Origin of the sequence: Streptomyces sp. NBC_00572 (assembly GCF_026341815.1) — a bacterium.
Taxonomy (GTDB): Bacteria; Actinomycetota; Actinomycetes; order Streptomycetales; family Streptomycetaceae; genus Streptomyces.
The window spans coordinates 81,117-102,780 of record NZ_JAPENX010000002.1 but is presented as its reverse complement, the minus strand read 5'-3'; the positions used below and the strand labels follow the sequence as shown (position 1 = coordinate 102,780).

The following is a 21,664-nucleotide window of genomic DNA, read 5'->3' as shown; positions in this document are numbered from 1 at the left end:
TCGGTTGCGGTGATCGACTCGCCCATCCGGAGGGCCTCACACGACCGGCGTCGCCTCCCCTTCGCGCGACGGTCCCCATGTGGGACGGTGAAGACATGCCTATCCCCGTGATCCTCGACTGCGATCCCGGTCATGACGACGCCTTCAACATTCTGCTGGCCGCCGCGAACCCCGCCATCGAGCTGCTCGCCATCACCACCGTCGCGGGTAACCAGACCCTGGAGAAGACCACACTCAACGCCCGCCGGGTGTGTTCGGTGGCCGGGATCCGGGGTGTACCGATCGCGGCGGGAAGGGATCGACCTCTCCACGGACCGTGCCGGATCGCCGAGAACATCCACGGCCCCTCCGGCCTGGACGGGCCCGGCTTCGGAGCGAGCGAACCGGAGGTCCGGCAGGACCCGCGCGACGCACTCACCCTCATCCGGGAGACCCTGCTCGCGCACCCGGCGCCGGTGACGCTGGTGCCGACCGGACCGCTCACCAACATCGCGGTCTTCCTGCTCGCCTACCCCGAGCTCGCGTCGCGGATCGAGCGGATCGTGCTCATGGGCGGCTCGACGGGGCGCGGCAACACCACGCCCGCGGCCGAGTTCAACATCCTTTGCGACCCGGAAGCCGCGGACATCGTCTTCCGCAGCGGGCTGCCGGTGACGATGTTCGGTCTCAACGCCACCCATCAGGTGCGGGCCACCCCCGAGGTCGTCGCCCGGATCGCCGGGCTCGGGACCCCGCTGAGTGGGCTCTGCGTCGACCTGCTCACCTACTTCGCGTCCACCTACCGAGAGGTCTACGGCTTCGATGCGCCCCCACTGCATGACCCGCTCACCGTCGCCCACCTGATCAACCCCTCGCTCGTCAGCCTGGTGCGGGCAGCGGTGACGGTGGAGCTGGCCGGCACCCACACACGGGGCGCGACGGTGGTGGACCTGCACGGTGTGACCGGCAGGCCCGCCGACACCGAGGTCGGCATGGAGGTGGACACTGACGGGTTCTGGGCGCTGATCGTGGAGGCTGTGCGAGTACTCGGCAGCAGGTGAATCGACGACCTGTTTGTTGCGCATGGCCGTGGCGGCCGTGGCGGCTCTACGCCCGCCTTCGAGCAGGTCGCCGGAGCGAGTCCCGCGGCTGCCGCCGAGCGCACGAACTCCTGGGATCGTCACCGACGAGCAGCCCCGCCGGCACAGGCGGTTTCGGGAGGCTGCACGGCTCAGCCCACGAGATCGGGCGCGCGCAACATCTCGGGCGGGATGCCCCACGCGTCAACGAGGTCGACCGCGAGGGGGCGGACCTTGCGGCAGAGGTCGTTCACCTCACGGCTGATCGATTTAGAACGTTGTACGGTCAGTCGACCGTGTTCCATGAACCATGCCCGGTCCGCTTCGATCGTCGACAGGGCGAACAGGTCGCACAGCAATGCCAGCGCGACCTTCTCGTCGCCCTCGGGCATCGCGCGTACCTTATCCACGAAGGCCTCCGTCACGAGCCGCTCGACGTGGGCGCGGGCGAGAGCGACGACGTGGTCCTGCACTTGTGAGAAGACCACACCGGGATCGCGCTTCTGGTCGATCCCGCGTTTGATCCGACGGGCCAGGCCGGCCAGCATGTGCTCCTCACGGAAGCGGACCATGGCGAGCTGGTACTCCGAGTCGAGGAGACCGGCTTCCCGGTCCCACTCGTCGCCACCGGGCAGCAGGTCGCGTACTCGCTCGAGCATCTTGTGGACGGAGGTCCGCTCCAGGAGCGTCTCGAGTGCGAGGCTGGTGACGTAGCGGACCATGCCGGCCTGGTCGAGGTCCTCGAACGCGCTCGCCTGATCGGTGAGCAATCCCTTGGCGACGAGCTGCAGCAGGACGTGGTTGTCGCCCTCGAAGGTGGTGAAGACATCGCTGTCGCTCTTGAGCGCGGCGAACCGATTGACGGCGAGATATCCGGCGCCGCCGCACGCCTCGCGGCACTCCTGGACGACCCGAGTAGCGTGCCACGTGGCGAGAGCCTTCAGGCCCGCGGCCCGTGACTCGAGCCGACGCCGCGCCTCCGCGTCATCCGCGATGCCGGAGAAGACGTCGTGCAGGTGCGAGCGAACGCCGTCCTGAGCGAAATGCAGCGCGTACGTCCGGGCAATCAGCGGCAGCAAGCGGCGCTGATGCAGGCCGTAGTCGAGCAGTAGCTGCTCCTCGGTCTCCGAGGCCGCACCGAACTGCCGACGCCGAACGGCGTACTTGGTGGCGACCGCCAGGGCGACCTTGGCGACGCTGATTCCGGCACCGCCGACGCTGACCCGGCCCTGCACAAGCGTGCCGAGCATGGTGAAGAAACGCCGGTGGGGGTTCTCGATCGAGCTCTCGTAGACACCTTCCGGGCTGACGTCGGCGAACCTGTTGAGGAGCGCCTCGCGCGGCACCCGCACATCGTCGAACCAGATGCGGCCGTTGTCCACGCCGTTGAGCCCCATCTTGCGGCCGTCGTCCTCGATACGGACGCCGGGCGCCGACGTGCCGCCGACCCGGACGGGCACGACGAAGGCGTGGACGCCGTGGGACTTGCCGGCCACGTCCAGCTGGGCGAAGACGACCGCCAGTTCGGCGTGGCGGGCCGCGTTGCCGATGTAGTCCTTACGCGCCTGATCACCGGGGGTGGTGACGACGAACTCCTGGCGTGTGGCGTCGTACCGCGCGACGGTACCGAGGGCTTGGACGTTGGAGCCGTGCCCTGTCTCGGTCATCGCGAAGCAGCCCATCAGCTCACCTGTGATCAGGCCCGGCAGATAGGCGTCATGATGGCGTTCGGTGCCGAGATGCAGGATCGCGCCGCCGAACAGACCGAACTGCACACCGACCTTCACCAGGACCGACAGGTCACCGAAGGCCAGCGTCTCGAACGCGGCGATCGAGGCCCCGACGTCGCCGCCACCGCCGTACGCGGCCGGGAAACCCATGCCGGTCTGGCCCGTCGCAGCCATCTCGACCACAACCTCACGAACCCGCTCGCGGAACGCCTCGACGTCGAGTTCCTCGGCCTCCTCAAGGAGGGAGGCATACGTCGACAGGTTGGTCCGGACGAGGTTGCGGATCTCGGCGTACTCGCCGTCGAGCACGGTGGACAGTGCCTGGACATCGACGTCGGGCTGCACGTAGCCGGTCGCACTGGTGGATGTGTTGTCGAGGGGCATGCGGCTTGGCTACCCCGCCGCGGAAGGATCAACCGGGCGCGATCGGGTGGTCGACGGGAGTCGCGGAGCCTGACTCATCTCATCTGGTGAGTCCGTGGTGACAGATCCGCTCCCCGGACTCATCGCCGCTCCCAAGACCGGGGAAGGCGGACGCCGTCGCTCCAGAAGCCCGCAACGCAGAAGAAGACGCCGGCACCGTCCCCGCCGAGCCTCCGGAACCCTCAGCAGGGAGCCGGACCCGTATCGCCCCCCCCCCGCCTCGAAAAGACGGCCTCCCGACGGATCGAAAGGACGGCCTCCTGACGGAGCAACGTCGTCGAGCGCTGCTGCGGCTGGCTCAAGCAGAACCGGGCCCTGGCCACTCGCTACGGCAAACGAGCCACCCACTACCAGGCCATGCACCTCGCCTGCCTCTGCCTCCCGAGGCTTTCCGGACAGGAGCTGGGGCATGGCCACGGACCCGCGGGGCAGACGGGATGCATGCCTGTTCCCAAGACCAGTGTCCTCGTCCTCGACTCCACCGATCCGGAACCCCTCGCGCGCTTCTTCGCGACCCTGCTCGGCGCCACCGTGCACCCTGCGGGAGACGACCACGGCCTGCTTCTCGTCTCCGGCCATGCCGGAGTGGTACTCGGGATCCGCCATGACCCTGGGCAGGCGCCGCCGAGTTGGCCGCGACCCGAGGATTCCCAGCAGGCTCATCTGCAGATCTTCGTTGCCCCGGACGCCCTCGATGAGGCGGAGCGTGAGGCGGTGTCGCTCGGGGCTCGGCCCATCGCCGCCGAGCGCGACGGAACTCGGACCGACCGGCGCACGGACTTGCGCCGCTACACCGACCCCGGCGGTCACGCCTTCGTCCTGACCACGATGTCCCCCGCCCATTCCGGGCCGCCGCTGCGGCGCGTCTGACCCCTTGAACGACGTCTGCCGTTCAAAACGGCTGCCCGTATGGGTTGTGCGGCCCCGCTCGGCCCCCGCGAGCGGCTTACTCGGCTTCCGCCTGCATGCAGGGAGGGTATTGAGGGCTGTCGAACTCACGAGTGGCGCCCGCCGGCCACCTCCTTCCGGGCTGCTGCCGAATGGATGACCCCGTTCCGGTGGATTGGCCGAACTGTGCGTAGACCAGATAGGTGCCTGAGGCATGTAGTGGGGCGAGGTCAATCTCGAAGCCACCGATTCGCCCCTTGCGAGGCCCCCATGACGGAAGCCGTGGCGTTCCCCCAGAACCGGACCTGCCCCTACCACCCGCCCACCGCCTACGACCCGTTGCGCGAGGAGCGCCCGCTCTCGCGGGTGACCCTGTGGGACGGGCGCTCCGTGTGGCTCGTCAGCGGACACTCAGCCGGCCGGGCGCTGCTCTCGGACCCGCGTCTGTCCACGGACTCCACCCGGCCCGACTTCCCGCTCACGACCGAGCGGGCCTCAGCCCTGCGCCGACGCCGACGCGCCGCGCTGCTCGGTTGGGACGACCCTGAGCACAACATCCAGCGCCGGATGCTGATCCCGAGTTTCACGCTCAAGCGTGCCGAGCGGCTGCGCCCGCGCATCCAGGAGACCGTGGACCGGCTCCTCGACGCGATGGAGGCTGCGGGCCCGCCGGCCGAGCTGGTGAGCGCGTTCGCGCTGCCGGTGCCCTCGATCGTGATCTGCGACCTGCTCGGCGTACCGTACGAGGACCACGACTTCTTCGAGGAACAGTCAGGTCGGCTGCTCCGCGGACCGACGGGCGGGGACACCGAGGACGCGCTCGCCCAGCTCGAGGGGTATCTGGGCGACCTGGTCGAACGCAAACGGCGCAAGCCCGGCGAGGGCGTGCTCGACGACCTGGTGGCGCGGCGGCTGGAGGTCGGAGGGCCCGACCGTGAGGAGCTGGTACAGCTCGCCACGATCCTGTTGATCGCGGGGCACGAGACCACCGCGAACATGATTTCCCTCGGTACGTACACACTGCTGCGCCACCCCGAGCGGCTGGCCGAACTCCAGGCCGACCCCGGTCTCGTACCGGCAGCCGTCGAGGAACTGCTGAGGTTCCTGTCGATCGCGGACGGGCTTCTGCGGGTCGCGCGCGAGGACGTGGAGGTCGACGGAACGGTCATCCGCGCGGGCGAGGGCGTGATCTTCTCGACCTCCGTCATCAACAGGGACGCCGCCGCCTACGCCGATCCCGACAGCCTGGACTGGTCGCGGTCGGCACGGCACCACCTGGCCTTCGGCTTCGGCATTCACCAGTGCCTGGGGCAGAACCTGGCGCGCGCGGAGATGGAGATCGCGCTCGGGACGCTGCTCCGCCGGCTGCCGGGGCTGCGGCTGGCCATCCCCGCCGATGAGATCCCCTTCAAGCCGGGCGACACGATCCAGGGGATGCTCGAGCTCCCCGTCACGTGGTGAAAGGACCGCACAGATGCGCATCTCCATCGACGGGGACCTCTGTATCGGAGCCGGGCAGTGCGCCCTGACCTCCCCGGACGTCTTCACCCAGGACGACGACGGGTTCGGGACGGTGGTTCCGGGCCAGGATGGGGGCGGAGGCCCACTGGTCCGCGAGGCTGCCCGCGCCTGTCCGGTCCGGGCGATCAGCGTCGAGGGGTAGGCAGGGGAGGGGGTGGCCTTTCGTCTGAACCAAGCCCGCCGACGAGATTCTCGATGAGGTCGCCGCCTACCGCCGACGAATCGTTGCACAGACCCACCAATGGAGATGACGTCTACATCATGGCCGGGTCTGTCGATCCCGTTACGGTAGCCGCTGCGGCGGTCACGGGCGCGGCAACCAGCGCTTACGCACCCGCTGTGCGACCACCCGTCGAGCCCGCGGACACTTCGATGCCCGCTAATTTCGTTGAGCCCGCACCCTGCAATCGTGTTGGCTAGTGGCACCGAACTGTCAGTACCGCAGGTGTCCGCTCGGCTGTAGCAGGGAGTCAAACGTGCAGGACATTGGTGTCGACCCGGTTGCCCACAATCGGGCAGCCTGGGACAAGTGCGTCCAAGAGGGCAACGAGTGGTCGAGGCCGGTGAGTGCGGAGGATGTCGAGCGCGCCCGCATGGGCGACTGGTCGATTGTTCTCATCGGACATGAGCCAGTCGACCGCTCCTGGCTGCCGACGGACCTGACCGGCAAGGACGTGTTGTGCCTGGCCTCCGGCGGTGGCCAGCAGGGTCCGATCCTCGCCGCCGCAGGGGCGCGGGTCACCGTGTTCGACAACTCACCCCGCCAGCTCGGCCAGGACCAGATGGTGGCGGCGCGCGACGGACTCGAACTGCGCACCGTCCTGGGCGACATGCGCGACCTCAGCGCCTTCGGCGACGCAACATTCGACGTCGTATTCCATCCGGTCTCCAACCTGTTCGTACCAGACGTGGCGGCGGTGTGGCGTGAGTGCTTCCGCGCCCTGCGACCGGGCGGAACTCTGCTCGTGGGCTTCCTCAACCCTGATGTGTACTTGTTCGACCACGAGGCGCTCGACGAGCGCGGCGAGCTGATCGTCGTGCACAAGCTGCCCTACAGCGATGTCACGCACTACTCCGCCGAGGAACGCGCCACGAAGTTCGGCGCGGATGCCCCTCTTGAATACAGCCACACCCTCACCGACCAGATCGGCGGGCAAATCGCCGCGGGGTTCGTCCTCACCGGCTTCGCCGAAGCGCCGCACCAATCCAACGCATCCGCTCCCTACATGTCGCACTATTTTGCGACGCTGGCGGTCAAGCCGGGCTGACCCAGCCGTGGGGCCGGCCGAGACGGCCGTGTCTCCGAATGGCCAAGTGGAGCGCTGTGCAAGCCCGCCCCTCAGCCCGAAGGACGCTGTCGGAAGCTGCTACCACATGCAGCCCGACGTGGCCACAGAATTCGATCGCCGCCAGAACCTCCCGGTCACCATGCCGACGCCGACCCCCTTCCTGAAGCCGCGACGGCGCCTCCGGCATCACCCTCTGGAACAGTTCCCACAGATCATCCGGCACCAGCCGCTCAACAATCCCCACCGACTGTCTCGCCTACGACTTGCCTGAGCAGATGGTCTCAGTCCAGGTCGCCTGAAGGTCACGGCAGACGATGGTGAGTGTGCCGTCCCAGCACGCGATTTCGTGGCTGCAGCCGTCCCTGTGCGGCGGGATCTCGTCAAGGATCACGACCCCGAGGTCTGTCCGGGTTGGAGAACAGCGGCGCAGGAACTCGTCATCACTCGTTGGCGACGGACAGGTTGTGCCACCAGTGACCGCATCCGCCGGAGCAGAAGCGTTCGCGGCGCCGTTCGTCGGCGACCGCAAGTACCGCCACCAGCAGCCGGAACGCCTTGCGGCGTTCATCGACCGGGGTGAGGTCGGCGATTTTCCCCAGTTGCTGGTCTATCGGGCCGCGGGTGATCAGAACCGCAGGCGTGTGCGTCGGGCGCAGTCCGGCACGCCGGATGCTCTCTGCCCCGTCTTCCGTGACGGCGCGGGCCTGCACGCAGTGATGGCGCAGGAACAGGAGTACCTCCGCCTGCTCCTCCGGGCCGTGGGTGTCGAACCACTCGATTCCCTGTGACATCGAGCGCAGGCCTTGGGCGAGTTCGTTGAGGATGATGTCTCGCTCGGTCATGATCAGCTCTCGCAGTCCGGCGAGGTGAACGCCTCAGCGGTCTCGCGCCGATCAGGCGTGACGATCCGCCGAGCGAGATCCGGCAAATCGGGATCGCTCTGAAAATGACGCATAGCCGCATCCTGGCCCTGTACGGCACGTCTGTGCCACAGGTTTGCCGACTACCTCGACGGACCGTAGTTGGTGGTTGAGGGAACTGACCAGACCGAACGAGATGGCTCCGGCCCACAGGGAACGGGGCATGCGCGCTCCTCCAGGCCCCCTGGGCGTGCCCTCAGGCTATGCGGACCCGGCCCGTGATCGCACGGCCCCTCGACTACCTGGCGACGCGGACCGGGAGTTCGTACCTCAGGCGGAACAATAAAGCTCCCGCCGGTGAGGTCGTACGGCTCCCAACTGGTCGACAGCTGCACGGGCCGTCCGTCTACGAGTTCCCTCGCCGGCGGTTCCGCATCGCCCTCAGGGGCGGCTCGGCTGGATCATCTTCCGGCCGGCGGTGCTTCCTCCGTCCACCGCGACCGACGCGCCCGTCATGTAGGGGAAGTCGTCGGACGCGAGCCCGAGCACGGCGCGGGCGATCTCCTCGGCCTCCGCCATCCGCTCCAGGCCGTCGATGTTGAGCGGGCCGAACGCCTTCTTGTACGCCGCCCAGTCGGCGTCCGGAATGCCGGGCGGGCGGACGAAGGCCGTGTCGGTGGTGCCGGGCAGGAGGGCGTTGACCCTGATGCCCCGGGGTCCGTAGGCGAGCGCGGCTGCCTTCACGATGCCCTGCACGGCCCGCTTGCTCGCGGTGTACGCGGCGCTGGTCGGGCGTGCCTGTTCGGCCGCTGAGGAGGAGGTGCAGATGATGACTCCGGACCCGGCCTTGAGCATGTAGGGGATCTCGTACTTGATGGCGAGGAAAACGCCCCGGGCGTTGGTGGCCTGGACGTCGTCCCACTCCTCGACGCTGAGCTCGTGCGGCGACTTGCCGCTGCCGATGCCCGCGTTGTTGAAGGCCACGTCGATGCCGCCGTACCGGCTCGCGACCCGGTCCGCGAAGCTCTGCACCTGGGCGGCCACCCGCACATCGGCCTGGACGTACGTGGCTTCGCCGCCCGCGTCCCGGATCTCCCGTTCCACCTGGCGCCCCGACTCGGCCCGCCTGCCGCAGAATCCGACGTGGGCCCCGGCCGCCGCGAAGGCGCGGGCGGCGGCCCTTCCGATGCCCGAGGTACCTCCCGTGATGAGCACCGACTTCCCCCGGAACCGCCCGCCCTCGGCGTGCGACCTGGCCTGAGCGGAGGCGCTCGCCGTGCTCGCGCCCGTACCGAGGGCCGCGCCCGCCACCCCGAGGGCGGCCGCGCCGCCGAGCAGGGACCGCCGACCCAGGGAACCGGTCTTCGTGTTGTCGTTCGTGTTCGTGTCCATGGCGATCACACTCGCAGTGCGGGGCGGGTGTCCGGCTCCCCCCGCGGGCCGGTCATCGCGGCCGCTGGGAGGAGACGCCCTCCCCCCATGGCAGGACCCGGGGCATCCGGCACACGCCTATCGTGAGGGACGTGAATCGATCAAGGATTGAGCTCGTGTTCGACCAACGGTTCGCCTTCTTACGGATGTTGGTGCTCGCCGGTGTCCTCGTCGGCGATCTCCTGCTGCTGCACCGCCCCTCTGCGGCACGGGACTGGGGCCTCGCCGCGGCCGGGCTCGCGCTGTGCGCGGTCGCAGGCCGGTGGGCGTTCGGCGCGGTGCTCGCGCTGTCCGGCCTCCTCGTCGCCGCGCACGCGCTCGGTTCGGACATCGTCCCCGCGTTGAAGGTGCTGGCCGCCGTCACCCTCTTCGAGCTGACCGTACGGGAGTACGGCCGCCGCCCGGCGGCGGGAGCGGCGGCACTGGCGCTCGCCGTCGCCGTGAACCGCCTTGCCGACCTACCTGGCGAAATCCCCTCGGTGCTCTACAAGATGGGCATCGTGGCCGGCCTGCCGCTGCTCATGGGCGCGTATGTACGAGCCACCCGCGACGCCGCCCGCACCGCACGCGCGCACGCGGAACAGGAAGAGGCCCGCGCCGGTCAGCGGCTGTTGGCCGCCCGCGCGGTGGAACGGACCGCCATCGCACGCGAGTTGCATGATCTGGTGGCCCACCACGTCTCGTCGATGGTGCTGCGCGTCGGTATCGCCCGGCACGTCATCCCCGCCACTTCCGATGCACGGGTCACCGAGGTCTTCGACGACCTGCACTCCAGCGGCAGCGAGGCCCTGGCCGACCTGCGCCGCCTGGTGGCCGTACTGCGCGACCCGGACAGTGTCGCGGGAGCTGGGACGGCCTCCGCCCTGGTCACGCCCGGGGCGCTGCCGGCCGCGCTGGAGTCGGTGCTGGAGGGCAGCCGCCGCACCGGTCTTGCTGTCACCGCCGCCGTGGATCCCGGCCTCGCGAATCTCGACGCGGTACGCGGCCTCGCCGTGCTCCGTCTGACCCAGGAGGGCCTGGCGAACGCGGCCAAGCATGCCGGCCCCGGTACGCGGGCCGAGTTGACCGTACGGCTGGCCGACGACGACGCCGTGCACCTGACGCTCCAGGACGACGGCGCGGGCCGGGCCGGACCATCGGCCCCGGAGGGCCAGGCCCCGGGCCCTTCGGGGCACGGGCTGATCGGCATGCGTGAACGCGTGGACCTGTTCGGCGGCCGCCTCGATGCGGGCCCGACACCCCGCGGCTGGCGGCTCACGGCCGAACTCCCCGCCCCGCCCGCCTCCGTACGATTCCTGGAGCAGACGCCGTGATCCAGATCCTCGTGGTCGACGACCAGCAGCTCGTCCGCATGGGCCTGCGCATGCTCTTCGAGCAGGCCCCGGACATCGACATCCTGGGCGAGGCGGAAAACGGCGCAGAGGCGGTGCGGCTGGCCGAGAGCCTTCTTCCGGATGTCGTCCTCATGGACCTGCGAATGCCCGTCATGGACGGCATCACCGCCACCCGCCGCATCCTGGCCGCCCGCCCCGCCACCCGCGTCGTCGCCCTCACCACCTTCGACGACGACGACCACCTCTACCCGGCGCTCGCGGCCGGCGCCTGCGGCTTCCTGGTCAAGGACACCCCGCCGGCCGAGCTGATCGAGGCCGTACGCCGGGCCGCGGACGGTGAGGCCCCGTTCAGTCGGGACGCTCTCGACCGGCTCGTCAGTCGCGCCGTCGACGCCCGCGTCGGGGCGTCTCCCGCCGCCCGCGCCGATCTCCCCGCGGCGCCCGCCGTCACCCCGCGCGAGCGGGAGGTGCTCGGCCTGATCGGTAGTGGTCTGTCCAACAAGGAGATCGCCGACCGCCTGCACCTGGGGGTCTCCACGGTCAAGACGCATGTGGCGAACCTGATGGCGAAGACCGGCCGGGACAACCGCATCCGCCTCGCCGTCCTCGCCGTCGCCACCGGCATCACCGCGGACCAGGGTCCGGCGGAGGGGTGATGACGTATCCACCATGACAGGTCAGCGATCCAGCGCACCTTCGGTGCGCGCCAGGGGCGTGGTAAATGCCGTGGCGCGCGCCGGGGTGCTTCTTTCCGGTTTCCGTGACCTGGCCAAGGACGGTGGCCGCGCCCAGTGCTCGCGCCATGAGCTGGGCTCCCAGACAGATACCCATGGTGGGGTGCAGGGCCCCTATCCGCGTCCGTAGGGCGGCCAGTTTCCTAAGCGGCCAGGAGGGGTTGGAGGAGCCCGAGATCCTCGAAGTCGAGGTGGTGCAGGGCCAGCGCGGTCAGGTCGGTCGAGGTCATGCGGCAGCCTTCTCCCGGTTCGGCCGGTGTCAGGTACGCAGGTGGGAGGCGCCGTTGAGGTCAAGGATCGTCCCCGAGGCCCATGTCGCTCCCGGTGAGGCGAGATAGTGCACAGCGGTGGCGATCTCCTCAGGGGTGCCGACCCGGCCGAAGGGGCTCTCGCTACGCAGTCCGTCCCCCTGGGAACCCGCCAGCTTGGGGCTCTGGCGTTCGGTGGCGACGAAGCCCGGCGCCACAGCGGTGACGCTGATCTTGTACGGGGCCAGGGCGACAGCCATCGACTGCCCGAACGCATGCAGCGCAGCCTTGCTCGCTCCGTAGGCGGGGTACTCCGGTTCGCCCCGGAAGGCCCCCCGTGAGCCGATGTTCACCACGTGACCGGCGTCCCCACGGTCGATCAGGTGCCGGGCCACTGCCCACGTCAGATCTGCGGCAGCCAGGAGGTTGACGTCGATCATCTGGCGCCACACCGTGCGCCATGCGTCGAGAGAGACCGTAGCGACAGGGTGGTGGTTGGAGAGCGACGGCGCCATGGCAGCGTTGTTCACCAGGACATCTACCCGACCCAGTCCGGACACCGCCTCATCCACTACCTGCTCGGCTGCGCCGGCCTCGCTCAAGTCGCTGCGAATGAGAACATGGCCGCTGCCGGGAAGCAGGCGCAGGGTCTCCTCAGCATCTTCGCGGCGGCTGGCATACTGCACGGCCACACGATCGCCTGCCGCCGCGAACGCCCATGCCACGGCACGGCCGATGCCTCGCGAGGCCCCGGTCACCAGGACGCCCCTCACAGCGCGAACACCGCCGACTCGTCGGTGAACGCCTTGAATTCCAGGGCGTTGCCCGCAGGGTCGCGAAGAAACATCGTCCACTGCTCCGCCGGCTCTCCGGCATAGCGTAGATAGGGCTCGATATCGAAGACCACCCCGGCAGCACGCAGCCTGTCGGCCAGGTCACGGAATCGGCCATGGGTCAGCAGCAGGCCGAAGTGGGGCACGGGAACCGAGTGCTGTTCCACAGAGCTGAGCGCAGCTGGGATCGACGGCCGGGCAGCCAGGTGTGTCACCAGCTGATGTCCGTCGAAGTCCCAGTCGATCCAGTGGCCGGTTGAACGGCCTTCGGGCAGCCCCAGGATCTGCCCGTAGAAGCTGCGGGCGGCGGCCAGGTTGTCGACAGGAACTGCAAGATGGACGGCAGGACGATCGGTCACGATGGGTATCCCTTTCTCGCGGAGTTACTGGCAGCGGGCCCGGGCGTTGCGGGGACGCATGCCAGGAATCGAGCGGCCCGCGCCTCTCGTGGCGATCTGGCTTGCCACGATCCGCCCTGCCGCGAGTCCGGTAGGGGAGACAATCGAGGAACCGTTCTCTTCCCAGGCTCGCAGCGCCCGAGTACCTCAAGCGTGGAACCCCGACAGGCGAATGTCAACATTCGACATTGGGGTGGTCGAGTGGTCGCCGAGCGCTGGAGGCGGCCCCCGCGCCAGGCTTGCCGCGCGCGATCCCCAAATGTCAACATTGGGACATGAGTGCCTCCGTACTGCCCAAAGTCACACGACGGGGACTTGCCGACGAGGCAGCCGACCTGGTGCGCGATGCCATTTTCGCGGGCCGCTTCCCTCCTGGTGCGCAGTTGCGGGAGGTCGGTCTGGCCGAGGAACTCGGCATCAGTCGCGGTTCCGTCCGTGACGGTCTGGCCCAATTGGAGAAGGAAGGCTTGGTTCGCAGCGGCTGGCACCGCAGCACCACTGTCATCGATGTCACCCCTCACGACGTGCAAGAGGTCTATGACCTGCGCGCGGCACTCGATCGCCTCGCAGCGATCACTGCACGTCGGGCAGGTACCGAAGCCGGCCTCGATGAGCTGGACAGTCTCATCGCAGCAATGGAGGAAAAGGCCCGCGGCGGCGCGAGCGACAGCGACCTGGCGGCAGCAGACCTCGCCTTCCACGACCAGATCTACCGCATGGCCGGCAATGCCCGCCTCACAGCCGCGTGGCACACCATCCGGTCTCAGATTCGCCTCTTCCACCTCTGCCGCATCGCTGACGCCGCAACTGACTACCGTGCACGCGTCGTCGAAGAACACCGGAAGATTGCCGACCTCCTGCGCGGCGACGATGAGCCGGCCTTGACCGAATATGTTCAGGAGCACGTTGACATCGCACGCCGTGCACTCCTGGCCACCATGGAGTGACGAGCTGGGTACTCGGCGGCCGGATGGCCGAGCGAACGGGTACTTGGTGCTGACAGGCCGTGGGGGACTGACGCCGGCATGGGTGACGATGAGCCATGTCACTCTCGCGCAGTCCACCGCGGCCCCCAACCTGCCCCAGCAATGGCAGATGCCGGGGCAGATCAGTGTGTTCAAGCCACCGACACGTAGAGCGTTGCCCATCGTCCGTCAGGCGGGCGGTCACTCCCCAGCGAGGCCCACATGTCAACGATGTTCCTTGCCGGCGCCCTGAATGGCCCGGTGGACGGCCACGAACTCCGCCGGCGTGGGCAGTAAGGGGCTGGAGTCGAGCACCCTGCGGATCGGCTCCCAGCTCGGGCCGGAGGGTTCACTCACCGCCGGATGGTCGGAGTAGCCCGCCAGAAGGGGGCGTTCCCGCTTGCCTCGTTCACGGTATCGGCGTGCGCGATCAGCTTGAGAACCGCGCCCGTGCCCAGGAGCAGAATGTTGTACATCTGATCCAGGCAGATCTGATGAGTCTGATAGGCGTACACCAGGTCGGGCCACCCGGGATACACCGGGTCGAGGTGGCGAGCGAAGGCCTCGCCGTACCCCTCGCCGAACGATCTACGCAAGGCGGTGGGCGACGGAGGCCAGACTGACGCGCAGGGAGTGCCCGGTCCAGGCGAGCGGGACCCCGGCCCGGGTGAAGATGCGCGTGACGGCACGGGTGGCGGAGTCGGGGATCCATGCCCCTGCGCCGGCCTATTGAGTTGAGCCCCTGTCTGGTTCGAACCGATGACCTCCGCTTTGCGAGAGCGGGAGGGCGCCCCCGGGCTTGACCTGCACAGTTGTTGAGCTGGCTGATCCACCGCGCAGGCGTCTCTCGACGCCCCTGGTTCCTCGTGAGTCCCCATGCGATCTGGCATCGATGTGGCACGGGGACCTGTAGCCGGGGAGGACGCTTCGTGGTGCGGCTGGGCCCCGCCGGGCGCCGGTTCGGTGCCCCGCTTTGACAGCACTGCGGGTGTGGAGAAGAGTCGAGAGTGTGCGGGCGGGGGACGGACCCGGATCGGAGGTCACCGATGCCCACCCCTGACCGTAGTCGCGCACTGGACCACGTAGTCGTGGTGATGTTCGAGAACCGATCGTTCGACAACTTGCTCGGACGACTGTACGAGCCGGGTGAGGTCGCGGCCTTCGAGGGTGTGCTCGGTAAGGAGCTGTCGAACCCGATCCCGGACTGGGCCGAGGACCGCTTGGGCGGGCAGACCGTGCCGTACGGGATCGCCGAGACGATGGACACGCCGAACCCGGATCCGGGCGAGGAGTACCAGCATGTCAACACCCAGCTCTTCGGAGTGATCGACCCTGAGGGGAATCGCGGAGTGCTGGCCGAGAAGATGGCCGCCCCCTTCAACACTCCGCCGGCCGGGCGAGCCCCGACGATGGACGGGTTCGTCACCGACTACATCAGTGCGTTCTGGGCCGAGATGGGCCGACAGCCCAAGTACCACGAGTACGCGCAGATCATGGCGGGGTACACCCCGGACCAGCTGCCGGTGATGTCCGCGCTGGCACGCGGCTTCGGCACCTTCGACCACTGGTTCGCCGAGGTGCCGTCTCAGACATTCACGAACCGTTCCTTCTTCCACGCCGCGAGCGCGTCAGGCTTCGTCGTCAACGCTCCGTACCCCACCTTTCCGCTGGAGAACAACGCCGAGACGATCTTCGAGCGTTTGGATGCCGCTGGTCTGACCTGGCGGGTCTACGTGGACGCGCCGAGCTCGATCCCGTTCACCGGGCTGATTCACGGCCCGCGGCTGCGTCATCGGTTCGCCACCCACTTCGTCACCACCGACCGCTTCCTGGAGGACGCCGCCGCCGGCGAGCTGCCCACCTACTCCTTCATCGAGCCCAACCTGTGGCACGGCCACAATGACATGCACCCGCCCGAATCGGCGTTGCTCCAGGGGATTCCCTTCGACGCCCCTTCGTCCCTGCTGGGCGGCGAGGCATTGCTGGCGAAGATCTACGACGCCGTCCGCTCGTCGACCTCGACGGAAGGGTCGAACGCGCTCAACACGCTGCTGATGGTCGTCTTCGACGAGCATGGCGGAACGTACGACCACGTGCCCCCGCCCGCCACCGTCGCCCCGGACCCCGGCGCGCCGCCCGGGCAGATGGGCTTCGCCTTCGACCGGCTCGGCGTCCGGCTGCCCGCGATCGCCATCTCGGCCTGGCTGCCCGCCCGCACCGTCGTCACCGGTGTCCACCACCACACGTCGGTCGTCCGCACTCTCCGTGAACGCTGGAACCTGGGCCCGCCCCTCACGGCCCGAGACGCAGACGCCCCCGATCTGGCCGCTCTCCTGAGTCTCGACCAGCCGCGTGACCCGCACGATTGGCCCGACGTTACCGCCCAGCAGGTCCCCGCTTTCGACCAAGACCTGGTGCCGCCCGACGCGCCACTCAACCCACTGGCCACCGCCTTGTTCCACGGCTACCTCGCCCTCGTCGGACAACTGGGCGCCATAGTGCCCGCAATCGACGAGAAGACGCCGCTCAATGGCCGGGAAGCCATGTCAATCGTCCACGAGAGCGCACACACCCTCTTCCCGGGCCTCCGATCAGCGTCGGGCTGACCCACTACTGGGACCCTGGCGCTGAGCCGGGATGCCCCTCACCTGTGCTGATCGTCCGCGCTCGTCCGCCGCTGTTCGTCGCCGTTGTCACGCAGTTAGACACTCGCCCTGGGGCACGCCATCACTCACCCTTCCCTGAGGCTTCCCGATGGCTCGGACGCGTGAGGGGCACTGGGGGCGGTCACTAGGATTCGCCGTTGGCAGTGCAGATCTGTGTGAAGGGGCACTCGTGGACCAAGCGTTGTACGTCCGGTTTCAGGGGACAGTGAGGCATCCGCGAGGACACTTTCCTGGCGTCTTCGTGCTTGCAAACGAACTTGCAGCACGGGGCAAGCTGACTGAGGACCAGTACCGGTTCTGGAGGTCCAATAACGACTGGTACGACACCCATTACACCAATCCAACTGACGTTGACCCAGATGTATACAGCCCTCAGGTGCATCCGGGGGCCGTGGCCTGGTTCAAATCGTCCGCCGTCGACCTCATCAGACGTGTTGACGGGTACTTGGGCCTTCTTGCCGCGCATGGTGTGGAGTGCTGTCGCCTGGAGTCTTCGAACCCGGGCAGAATCATCTACGAGGACGAGAACCAGATCGTTGTTGCACCGCCAGGAGAGCCGGGCGGTGTTCGACCCGAGTGACGGTTAGCTGACCTACTTCACCAACCCACCACCCGCCCTCAACTCCCATCCCGTCTGCCGTCGACCCACATGTATGTGGAGCGGGCGCGGTGCCGGGCGGCCAGGCGGAGTGCGCCATGGGGATCGGGTGGCGACTTGAGGGCTGCCAGCTCGGCGGCAAACCACACGCAGAGTTCCGGGCGCCCCCATGGAAGCGGGAGGCCCACCCCATGAACCCGCTGCTCTGGGGAACCACGTGGACATCGGCCCCTGAGGCGCCGATCCCCACGCCCACCCGCGGTCCAGGGCAGGGAGCGGACAGAGATCTGGGGAGCCGACCGTACGCCGGTGAGGCCGACAAGTACCCGCATCGCCCCGCACTGGAACTGTGCGGCTGTCGGCGGCCGTTGTGTTGGGACAGTGCTCGGCCCGCTGGGGACGGGCGGGGCGAGCACGGGGAAGTTCGGCGCGGGGGTGGACGCACTGGCGCAAGGTCATCTTCTTCGTCTCCATATCCGCGCTCGCCGGTGCGGGGCTGATGGCCGTAGGCACCTACGGAGAGGGCTTCGGCAGGACAGACGACAAGAGCGCGATCCAAGTGGTCGGCATGTCGCTGGCCGCGGTGGCGGCGCTCGGGACCTTCGTGGAGAACCACCTGGCCGAGCGAGCCCGCGTACGGGCACGAGAACGGGCGATCAGGGCCGAGACCGAACTGGCCCTGCTGCGTACCACGGTGCTCCCGGCGATCGCCAAGAGCCTCCGGACACAGGCCTCCCGGCGGATGGAACTGAACCCGACACCCGCCGGCACGTCCTCGGACCCGGCATGGGCGGCGGGGTTCGCCGTCCCGGTTGCTTCGGTGCTGGGAAGCCGCGGTGAACCTGACGGTGCCGCCCCTCACGCCTCTGTCCCCAGCGCTGGCGAGGAGCGCGTACGACGAGTTGGACGCCGCCGGTGACCTCCGACTCACCGGCTTCTACCCACCGCAGGCCCCGTCGCCGCGCTCCTCGATCCCCGGGGGCGGCACCGGGGGCACCCACATCAGGACGGAGATCCTGGACGTCGGCCAGGTAGGGGTGGTGGACGGGACGGCGAGCAGGATCAGCCACCTGCGACCGACCTCCGCTCCTGATCACGCCCTGATCACGCCCTGATCAGGGCCGTGGCCGGGGGAGTCCGGCCGCATACGAGGAGGCGGAGCAGACGACAGGGAGACGGCACTCACCGTCGGGTGACGAGCCACGGGAGGACGGCGGCCACGATGCCGAGGTCCGTCGTGACGAGAGGCGCCCCGAGTCCGAGGCCCTCCGGGCGATGGATGCGATGCGCCGGGAGGCGCGGGCGCGGGCGACCGAACGGGTCGACGCGGACCTGGCGCGCCCGCAGGGTGAGGCCGTGCCCCACCTGGCCGTCACCGTGCCGGCCACAGGCGCGTTCGCGGTGGTCAGCCTCACGCTGGCCGGGATGACGGACGACTGGTGGTGGGCCGCTCCGGGCGCGGCGGCTGTCGCCACGGCCCTCGCCGCCGTGGGACACACCCGCAAGGTCCTTTGCTGGTCCGGGCTCCGGACCCGAGGCCCCAGGTCCGGCTCGGGCGACCGCGCGGAGCGATGGACCGGGATCGTGAGCGGGGGCCGACACCGGACATGCGCCGGCTCTGCCACGAAGCCGGCGCGTGAACGCCCCGTGGGCGCCGCCGGTCTCTGCCGCAGTGTGTACGGCCGCTGAAGCGAAGCAGCGCAGGGCGCCCGGACCCCTCTGGGCGGAGTGCGTACGCCTTGGTGACGCCCCCTCAGGGCGGTGGTGTGAAACGGACTTGCGGTCATCGTGCTCGCGCCCTGCCCTGAGCTGTTTCGAAGAATGTTGAAACGTCTCCCGTGGGTCGGCGCGTCAATGGGGTGAGAGCACGTACGACACCCGACTCCTTGCGAGGAATCCCGTCATGAAACTTTCCCTGCCCCGTGCGGCCACCGCCGTCGCCGCCGGCCTCGCCTCGTTCGTCGCCGTCGCCGCGGCCCCCGCCGCCGCGGAGACCCAGAACTGGCGGAACGTCAGCCCGCCGGGCAGCACCGGCACCGTGCTGTTCGACGTCGAGAGCGCGGGCGGCGCGACCTGGGCCGTCGGCAAACACGACGACGCGACCACCCGGCCCTTCGCGCCGGTCGCTCTGCGCTGGACCGGCACCCGCTGGCAGGCGCCCCCGCAGCCGGCCGAGCACGGCCGCCTGGAGGACCTCGCTGTCGGCGCGCCCGATCAGGTGTGGGCCGTGGGCACCCGCCACGAAGCCGTCGGCGAGGACGACTGGGACCAGGGGCGCGCGCTGCTCCAGCGCTGGAACGGCAAGGTCTGGAGCGCGGTCGAGCTGCCCTTCCCGAAGGGGGCGGACGGCACGTCGCTGTCGGCCGTCGACGTGGACGCGCGCGGTGCGGTCTGGGTGCACGGCGGATACACCGACGCGACCGGCGAGTACCGGCCGGCCCTGTTCCGTGGCAAGGCGGACGGCAGCGGCGGCTGGACCCGGCTGCCGGCCGACACCGGGCTCGCCTGGGTCTCCCAGCTGGAGGTGGGACCCGGCGGCGTCGTCTTCGCCATCGGCGACGGCGTCTCGCGGTTCGACGGCACGTCGTGGACGAAGCAGCAGCTGCCGAGCGAGCTCGACGGCGCCATGTACGACGGCATCGAGCGGCGGTCGGCGAACGACATCTGGGCCGTCGGTCACATGCGGGACGAGAACCTGTGGCGCCGTCCCGTCGTCGTGCGTTTCGACGGCCGCGCCTGGTCCACCGTCCGCACGCCCGCGGAGACGGGCCAGCTGTTCGACATCGCCTTCGACGGCTCCGGCCGCCCGGTGATCGTGGGGGAGACCATGAACCCCGACGTCAACCCGGCCGGGAACTACGTCCTGACGCTCGGACCCGACGGCCTGCTCAAGCGCACGGAGAACCCGCGCGGAGCCGGGTACCTCTACGGCGCCGCGACCGACGAGGCGGGCCGGGTCTGGACGGTCGGCGGCGCCCAGGGCGCGGAGGGCGGAATCTCCCCGTCGGCGTACGCGGGCATCCGCCGCTGACCCCACACACCAGGGAGCCGGGGGAGCCGCTCCGGCCTCGTGGACGGCAGCGACGGCGTGCGGAGGTGCCGTGTGCTGACTGTCCTGGGGCCGAACGGCTCCTGACCGGGGCCGTCGGCGACGCCGCGGAACACGGTCCTCGGGGCGAGCGGCCCGACGACCGGGACCGACGGTGACCCTGTACGGCGGACGACGTCGCACGGTCCTCGGCGAGGAGTCGCGAGGCTCTGGATGCGACCGGCTCCGCCCCCGACGAGTGTCGTCGGGGGCGGAGCCGTACCCGGAGCTGCGGAGCCGGATGCGGAGAGCCGGGAGCCTCGTGGTCAGAACTGGCGTGACCAGGCGTTGATGGAGCTGCTCAGCTGGATTCCCCAAGCGGACGTGCGTTGACCTGTACACCGTCCGGCTTTCGCCGAGCGCCGTATCACCGATGTCACCGTCGCTCCCGCAGCGGCCTCGGCCCCGTCATGTCAGTGCCCTGCGGCATGATGCGACGCATGCGACGGCCTGTCCGACGGGGACTTGCGAGGCCGGCCAAACAAGGGGGGCGCTCTGTGCACGATCCGGTCACGGACGAGGAAAGGGCCGCCGAGGAACGGCGACGGCACTACGAGAAATGGCAGTGGGGCGGAAGGCTGCCGAGCGCGAGGCTACGCGGTATCCGGGGGAGCAACGTCCTCGGTCTGCTCACCTTCGACGGCGACCTGGTGCACGCTCTCGACGCCGTGGGGGCGGAGGTCCAGCGTTCAGTGGCGCTGCTGGCCGTGCGCCGGGCATGCGAGACGGCCGGCCTGACCGCTGTGCCGTGGGTCGCCAGGGCGCTCACCGCGCTGGCGGAGGGGCATCCGCTGCCGCCACCCTTCGACGACGAGGCCCGGATGTGGGAGACCCTTCGCTCCACCCCGCTCGCGCCGGGGCCGTCGGTACGAGGGGCGATGCCCCCCGAGCGATCGCCGTATTTTCCCCCGACGCCCGCCGGGTGGGCATGGGTCCCGGCCGCACAGCAGGATGACGACGGGTCGAAGCAGTACGAACTCGGCCGGCTACCGGGCAGCCCCCCACCGGCCGTGTCCGACGGCAAGTTGTCGGCAGCACCCACAGACATCGGGCACGTCCGCGTCGCCGCCGCGCTGCTGACGTACCCCGCCAGCACACCGTACGTCCCCGGCGAGATCTCGCAGCCGCACTTCGCACTGCCCGCCGTCCTCGCCGCCGCCGAGCCCACCCCGCTTCATGCGGCTCTGGACGCGGTGTGGCATGCGCTGCACACGTACGGAGAGCACTACCCAGACTTGCTGGAGGAGATCTGGTCGGTCTGCACCGAACGGGCGGGCAAGTAGACAGCCCCTTCGTTCCGGCGACGCTGATTCCCGGCGATGGGTCGAGGGGGCACCGCAGCGAGGCATTGGCAGGACCGCAAGGCGGTAGGCGATGCGCACGAACGGCGGGTGGCAGCCGCTCTGCGCGCACGCGGCTGGACCGTCCACCCCTGCGGACAGGGCATCTACCCACCCGCTGTACGCGACGCCCTGCGCCGAACCCGCTCCGCCCTGCGGCACTTCCCCGACCCGATCGCCGCCCACGGCAACGACCTCGACACCATCGACGCCGAAGACCGCTGCGTGATCAGCGGCTCGATCGCGTTCTGACCGGCTCG

23 protein-coding genes and 3 pseudogenes are annotated in these 21,664 nt (G+C 69.4%); 17 read left to right on the top strand and 9 right to left on the bottom strand.

The features are described from left to right. The first annotated feature begins 95 nt into the window (after positions 1-95). The gene (locus OG514_RS32755) at positions 96-1,040 is read left to right on the top strand and encodes a nucleoside hydrolase (RefSeq protein WP_266901103.1); all 945 of its coding nucleotides are present in this window, start codon (positions 96-98) and stop codon (positions 1,038-1,040) included. A 170-nt stretch (positions 1,041-1,210) separates the two neighbouring features. On the opposite strand, the gene OG514_RS32750 is transcribed toward OG514_RS32755, so the two are convergent. Beyond that, the gene (locus OG514_RS32750; protein WP_266901102.1) at positions 1,211-3,172 is read right to left on the bottom strand and encodes an acyl-CoA dehydrogenase; all 1,962 of its coding nucleotides are present in this window, start codon (positions 3,170-3,172) and stop codon (positions 1,211-1,213) included. 279 nt (positions 3,173-3,451) lie between these two features. Between OG514_RS32750 and OG514_RS32745 the strand changes: the two are divergent. The 5 genes and pseudogenes from OG514_RS32745 to OG514_RS32725 all read left to right on the top strand — a co-directional run. After that, positions 3,452-3,595, top strand: a pseudogene (locus OG514_RS32745) (IS5/IS1182 family transposase); the annotation flags it as partial. A gap of 57 nt (positions 3,596-3,652) precedes the next feature. Then, positions 3,653-4,081, top strand: coding sequence for a VOC family protein (locus OG514_RS32740; protein ID WP_266901101.1), 429 nt, complete (start codon positions 3,653-3,655; stop codon positions 4,079-4,081). Between the two features lie 288 nt (positions 4,082-4,369). Then, the gene (locus tag OG514_RS32735) at positions 4,370-5,560 is read left to right on the top strand and encodes a cytochrome P450 (protein WP_266901100.1); all 1,191 of its coding nucleotides are present in this window, start codon (positions 4,370-4,372) and stop codon (positions 5,558-5,560) included. Positions 5,561-5,573: 13 nt separating this feature from the next. Next, the gene (locus OG514_RS32730; RefSeq protein ID WP_266901099.1) at positions 5,574-5,762 is read left to right on the top strand and encodes a ferredoxin; all 189 of its coding nucleotides are present in this window, start codon (positions 5,574-5,576) and stop codon (positions 5,760-5,762) included. A 334-nt stretch (positions 5,763-6,096) separates the two neighbouring features. Further along, positions 6,097-6,888: a class I SAM-dependent methyltransferase gene (locus tag OG514_RS32725; protein ID WP_266901098.1), complete on the top strand. Its 792-nt coding sequence runs from the start codon at positions 6,097-6,099 to the stop codon at positions 6,886-6,888. Between the two features lie 102 nt (positions 6,889-6,990). Here OG514_RS32725 and OG514_RS32720 read toward each other — a convergent pair. The 4 genes and pseudogenes from OG514_RS32720 to OG514_RS32705 all read right to left on the bottom strand — a co-directional run. Then, a pseudogene (locus tag OG514_RS32720) lies at positions 6,991-7,153 on the bottom strand (transposase); the annotation flags it as partial. A gap of 196 nt (positions 7,154-7,349) precedes the next feature. Continuing rightward, entirely contained in the window at positions 7,350-7,751 is a 402-nt protein-coding gene (locus tag OG514_RS32715; protein WP_266901097.1) for a DUF5958 family protein, read from the bottom strand. A 347-nt stretch (positions 7,752-8,098) separates the two neighbouring features. Further along, positions 8,099-8,182: pseudogene (locus tag OG514_RS32710) on the bottom strand (GntR family transcriptional regulator); the annotation flags it as partial. 28 nt (positions 8,183-8,210) lie between these two features. Continuing rightward, positions 8,211-9,161: an SDR family NAD(P)-dependent oxidoreductase gene (locus OG514_RS32705; protein ID WP_266901096.1), complete on the bottom strand. Its 951-nt coding sequence runs from the start codon at positions 9,159-9,161 to the stop codon at positions 8,211-8,213. Positions 9,162-9,316: 155 nt separating this feature from the next. Here OG514_RS32705 and OG514_RS32700 point away from each other — a divergent pair, with 155 nt between their 5' ends. After that, complete coding sequence (locus OG514_RS32700) at positions 9,317-10,513, top strand: sensor histidine kinase (RefSeq protein WP_266901095.1); 1,197 nt, start codon at positions 9,317-9,319, stop codon at positions 10,511-10,513. After that, positions 10,510-11,190: a response regulator transcription factor gene (locus tag OG514_RS32695; RefSeq protein WP_266901094.1), complete on the top strand. Its 681-nt coding sequence runs from the start codon at positions 10,510-10,512 to the stop codon at positions 11,188-11,190. The genes OG514_RS32700 and OG514_RS32695 overlap by 4 nt, the downstream gene beginning before the upstream one ends. On the opposite strand, the gene OG514_RS39520 is transcribed toward OG514_RS32695, so the two are convergent. From OG514_RS39520 to OG514_RS32685, 3 genes are all read right to left on the bottom strand, one after another. Next, the gene (locus tag OG514_RS39520) at positions 11,159-11,365 is read right to left on the bottom strand and encodes a hypothetical protein (RefSeq protein WP_353962713.1); all 207 of its coding nucleotides are present in this window, start codon (positions 11,363-11,365) and stop codon (positions 11,159-11,161) included. The genes OG514_RS32695 and OG514_RS39520 overlap by 32 nt on opposite strands. A gap of 162 nt (positions 11,366-11,527) precedes the next feature. Beyond that, positions 11,528-12,289 (bottom strand): SDR family NAD(P)-dependent oxidoreductase, encoded by a 762-nt coding sequence (locus tag OG514_RS32690; protein WP_266901093.1) that lies wholly within the window; start codon positions 12,287-12,289, stop codon positions 11,528-11,530. Then, positions 12,286-12,708, bottom strand: coding sequence for a VOC family protein (locus tag OG514_RS32685; RefSeq protein WP_266901092.1), 423 nt, complete (start codon positions 12,706-12,708; stop codon positions 12,286-12,288). Before OG514_RS32685 ends, OG514_RS32690 begins: the two co-directional genes overlap by 4 nt. Positions 12,709-13,022: 314 nt before the next feature. Here OG514_RS32685 and OG514_RS32680 point away from each other — a divergent pair, with 314 nt between their 5' ends. Further along, positions 13,023-13,694: a GntR family transcriptional regulator gene (locus tag OG514_RS32680; RefSeq protein ID WP_266901091.1), complete on the top strand. Its 672-nt coding sequence runs from the start codon at positions 13,023-13,025 to the stop codon at positions 13,692-13,694. A gap of 243 nt (positions 13,695-13,937) precedes the next feature. On the opposite strand, the gene OG514_RS32675 is transcribed toward OG514_RS32680, so the two are convergent. Beyond that, positions 13,938-14,069, bottom strand: a complete 132-nt coding sequence (locus tag OG514_RS32675) for a hypothetical protein (protein WP_266901090.1) — start codon at positions 14,067-14,069, stop codon at positions 13,938-13,940. A 689-nt stretch (positions 14,070-14,758) separates the two neighbouring features. Between OG514_RS32675 and OG514_RS32670 the strand changes: the two genes are divergently transcribed. The 8 genes from OG514_RS32670 (at position 14,759) to OG514_RS32635 (ending at position 21,656) form a co-directional block, all read left to right on the top strand. Next, the gene (locus tag OG514_RS32670; RefSeq protein WP_266901089.1) at positions 14,759-16,318 is read left to right on the top strand and encodes an alkaline phosphatase family protein; all 1,560 of its coding nucleotides are present in this window, start codon (positions 14,759-14,761) and stop codon (positions 16,316-16,318) included. A gap of 229 nt (positions 16,319-16,547) precedes the next feature. Beyond that, the gene (locus OG514_RS32665; protein ID WP_266901088.1) at positions 16,548-16,958 is read left to right on the top strand and encodes a hypothetical protein; all 411 of its coding nucleotides are present in this window, start codon (positions 16,548-16,550) and stop codon (positions 16,956-16,958) included. 517 nt (positions 16,959-17,475) lie between these two features. Next, a complete protein-coding gene (locus OG514_RS32660) occupies positions 17,476-17,895 on the top strand; it encodes a hypothetical protein (protein WP_266901087.1) in 420 nt (139 codons plus the stop codon). Beyond that, positions 17,879-18,091, top strand: coding sequence for a hypothetical protein (locus tag OG514_RS32655; protein WP_266901086.1), 213 nt, complete (start codon positions 17,879-17,881; stop codon positions 18,089-18,091). Before OG514_RS32660 ends, OG514_RS32655 begins: the two co-directional genes overlap by 17 nt. 160 nt (positions 18,092-18,251) lie before the next feature. After that, positions 18,252-18,665: a hypothetical protein gene (locus OG514_RS32650; protein ID WP_266901085.1), complete on the top strand. Its 414-nt coding sequence runs from the start codon at positions 18,252-18,254 to the stop codon at positions 18,663-18,665. 214 nt (positions 18,666-18,879) lie between these two features. Continuing rightward, positions 18,880-20,007: a hypothetical protein gene (locus OG514_RS32645; protein WP_266901084.1), complete on the top strand. Its 1,128-nt coding sequence runs from the start codon at positions 18,880-18,882 to the stop codon at positions 20,005-20,007. Positions 20,008-20,561: 554 nt separating this feature from the next. Continuing rightward, entirely contained in the window at positions 20,562-21,347 is a 786-nt protein-coding gene (locus tag OG514_RS32640; protein ID WP_266901083.1) for a hypothetical protein, read from the top strand. 108 nt (positions 21,348-21,455) lie between these two features. Next, positions 21,456-21,656: a hypothetical protein gene (locus OG514_RS32635; protein ID WP_266901082.1), complete on the top strand. Its 201-nt coding sequence runs from the start codon at positions 21,456-21,458 to the stop codon at positions 21,654-21,656. The last annotated feature ends 8 nt before the right edge of the window (positions 21,657-21,664 follow it).